3 protein-coding genes and 1 pseudogene are annotated in these 3,014 nt (G+C 75.2%); 2 read left to right on the top strand and 2 right to left on the bottom strand.

Annotated elements, in window-relative coordinates:
- Window positions 1–1,228 (top strand): heavy metal translocating P-type ATPase (locus CCN56_RS34090; protein WP_086831694.1); only part of this gene is annotated, 1,228 nt, incomplete at its 5' end.
- Window positions 1,229–1,331: 103 nt separating this feature from the next.
- On the opposite strand, the gene CCN56_RS34085 is transcribed toward CCN56_RS34090, so the two are convergent.
- Window positions 1,332–1,820 (bottom strand): class I SAM-dependent methyltransferase, encoded by a 489-nt coding sequence (locus CCN56_RS34085; protein WP_086831693.1) that lies wholly within the window; start codon window positions 1,818–1,820, stop codon window positions 1,332–1,334.
- Window positions 1,821–1,964: 144 nt separating this feature from the next.
- On the opposite strand from CCN56_RS34085, the gene CCN56_RS45160 reads away from it, so the two are divergent.
- A complete protein-coding gene (locus tag CCN56_RS45160) occupies window positions 1,965–2,321 on the top strand; it encodes a hypothetical protein (protein WP_256962323.1) in 357 nt (118 codons plus the stop codon).
- Window positions 2,322–2,496: 175 nt separating this feature from the next.
- Here the strand turns inward: CCN56_RS45160 and CCN56_RS46020 are convergent.
- Window positions 2,497–2,982 (bottom strand): annotated as a pseudogene (locus CCN56_RS46020) (esterase-like activity of phytase family protein); the annotation flags it as partial.
- Window positions 2,983–3,014: the final 32 nt, after the last annotated feature.

Raw genomic sequence — 3,014 nt, 5'->3', positions numbered from 1 at the left:
CCGCGTCCGCGTCGACAAGGACGCGGCCGGCTCCGTCATCGCCCGGATCGTCGCCCTCGTCGAGGAGGCGAGCGCCACCAAGGCCCCCACCCAGCTCTTCGTGGAGAAGATCGAGCAGCGCTACTCGGTCGGCGTCGTCGTCGCCACCCTCGCCCTCTTCGGCCTGCCCGTCGCCCTCGGCGCCGACGTCACCGAGGCCCTGCTGCGCGCGATGACCTTCATGATCGTCGCCTCGCCGTGCGCGGTGGTCCTCGCCACGATGCCGCCGCTGCTCTCCGCGATCGCCACGGCCGGACGCCACGGCGTCCTCGTCAAGTCGGCCGTGGCGATGGAACGTCTCGGCGCGGTCGACAGGGTCGCCCTCGACAAGACGGGCACCCTCACGGAGGGCACGCCGAAGGTGACCGCCGTCCACGGTGACGACGCGGCCCTCGCCCTGGCCGCGGCGGCGGAACTGCCCAGCGAACACCCCCTGGCCCGCGCGGTGGTGGCCGAGGCGCGCGCCCGCGGCCTGGAGCTCCCCGAGGCGAGCGACTTCACCGCCGAGCCGGGGCGGGGGGTACGGGCGGTGGTCGACGGCCGCGAGGTGCGGGTCCGCCGGGCGGCGGGCACCCACGCCGACACCGCCGTCGAGGTCCTCGTCGACGGCTCCGCGGCCGCCGTCCTCGACCTCTCCAACCGGCTCCGCGAGGGCGCCCCGGAAGCGGTCGCGGCCCTGGCCCGGCTGACCGGCACGACCCCCGCTCTCCTGACGGGCGACAACGCGGGCGCGGCCGCCCGCATCGCCGCCGAGGCGGGGCTCACCGACGTTCGCGCCGGCCTCCTCCCGCACGAGAAGGCGGAAGCGGTACGGGAGTGGGAACGGGCGGGCGCCAAGGTGCTGCTCGTCGGCGACGGCGTCAACGACGCCCCGGCCCTCGCGGCCGCCCACACCGGCATCGCCATGGGCCGGGCCGGCTCCGACCTCGCCCTGGAGACCGCCGACGCGGTCGTGGTCCGAGACGAACTCCGCGCGATCCCGGCCGTCGTGGCCCTCTCCCGCCGCGCCCGGCGCCTGGTCGTCCAGAACCTGGTGCTCGCGGGCACCTGCATCGGCGCCCTGGTCGCCTGGGACCTCGCGGGCCACCTCCCGCTCCCGCTGGGCGTCGCGGGCCACGAGGGCTCGACGGTCCTGGTGGGCCTGAACGGACTGCGGCTGCTGAGGGACTCGGCGTGGCGGCAGGCGTAGACGGGGGAGCCGTGGGCCCGAGCCGACCGCGGGCCCCCGCCGCCCCCGTCGTGGGCGGTCGTTCCGCTGGGAGTGCTCTGGCCGGCCCTTCTCCTGCGGGACGTCAGCGGCGGGCGATCACGAGAAGCTCGCCGTCTCCGTCGCCGACCGGTTCCCAGCGCCGGGCTTCGGGGTCCCGGGTGTCGAAGACCAGGCGCCCGCCTGCCACGAGCGCACGCCTCAGATCGGTCAGGGCACGGTCGAACTCCTCGTCCGTGACGAAGAACTGTGCGACATGGCTCGTCATGACCGCGACGTCGAACGCCGCATCGGGCAGGTCCGCCGAGGTCCCCTCCACCCAGGTCACCCGTTCGGAGCCGGGTTTGGCGCGGGCGGCCTGGAGCGAGGCGCGGGCCGGGTCGACGCCGGTGACCACGTGGCCGGCCGCGGCCAGGCCCAGGGCCAGCCGCCCCGTCCCACAGCCGAGGTCGAGCACTCTCCTTCTCGGGACCTCGCCGACCACGCGGAGAAAGAAGTCGTCCTCATGTGTCCGCGGGCACTCGGCGTCGTGGACAGCCACCAGCAGGGGATCGCGGAACTCGGCATGCAGCATCGGCGGAGGCCAACCGGAACCACATGAGGCCGACCACCCATGACAAGGTCCCACGCTCGGTCACTCCGTGATCCGAAAGGCACGTCCCGGGCCTGTCCGGCGGATCAGGGCCGGACAGGCCCCGGGCCCTGGGAGACTGACGCCATGGCACATGACCATGCCGCCGTGGCGAAGATGTCCGAGCTCTTCGACCCGGCGCCCGGCCGATGGGGCCTGCGCGGCGATCCCCACGTCTGGCAGGCGCTGCGCGACGCCCTGTCCGGTACGGACGTCCCGCCGTCGGCCGAAGCGGTCGCCGGCCTCCTGCGGGCGACGTTCGAGGAGCTCGTGGAGGTCGACCTCCACGGCGAGCCGGCGCCGCACGTGTACCGGCAGCGGTACGCCCACGGCGGGATGTCCGGCGGCATGGTCCATCTCGACACGTGGCGGCACAGGTTGCTGCCGCTGCTGGTGGAGCGGGCCGGCGGACCGCGGGACCCGCGCACCCTGCCGGCCCGCTGACGGCCCCGAGGGCCGCACGGGCACGGAGCCGGGCCCCGCCCCGCCCTTCCTGCCCGTGCCGCGCCGGAAGCCGTACGTCCACCCGGTACAGCCGGGTGATCTGCTGCGGGAGCTCGTTGTCGTCGCTGACCAGCAGCAGCCGGACGCGGCCCGCGTCGTCGTGGCCGAGGGCGGTCATGCCCTCGATGTTGTCGACGAGGGGGTGGTTCTGCGGCAGCTTCGACGGGGCGCCCAGCGTCGGGCAGGCGTCGAGGTCGCCGATCGCGGTCTTGCGCGCGGGCCGGAGCCCCGGCCCCTCGGTCAGCGTCCCGGTCCTCGACGTGTCGCTCGCGCCCAGCGGGTCGGCCGCGTACAGCCGGGCGGTGATCTTGAACTCGCGGGTGAAGCCCCGTTCCAGCACGATCAGCCGCCCGTCCCGGGTCGCGACGAGCTCGGCGATGCCGTGGCCCGCGTCGACGGGGTACGCGTACCGGCGACCCAGGACGAACTCCCCGTCCCGGCGCCGTTCCCAGGTCTGGATCCGCTGGAGGGTGCGCCCGCTCGCGTCCTTGCCGTCCCCGGCCAGCGGGCCCTCCAGCGCCGCGACCAGGGTGTGCCCTCCGGGCAGGAGGGTGAGCGACTCGAAGGTCTGGTCGGCCGTGGCCCGTCCCTCGGGGGCGATGCGGAACGCCGGCGGGACCGGCAGGGCCGCCA

The organism is Streptomyces sp. NRRL B-24572 (genome assembly GCF_002156145.1).
GTDB classification, from domain to species: Bacteria; Actinomycetota; Actinomycetes; order Streptomycetales; family Streptomycetaceae; genus Streptomyces; species Streptomyces vietnamensis.
This window is presented reverse-complemented; position numbering and strand designations above follow the sequence as displayed.

Coding starts and splice junctions, on each gene's coding strand:
- CCN56_RS34085 (WP_086831693.1), bottom strand. CDS start 1,820: ATGCTGCATGCCGAGTTCCGCGATCCCCTGCTGGTGGCTGTCCACGAC.
- CCN56_RS45160 (WP_256962323.1), top strand. CDS start 1,965: ATGGCACATGACCATGCCGCCGTGGCGAAGATGTCCGAGCTCTTCGAC.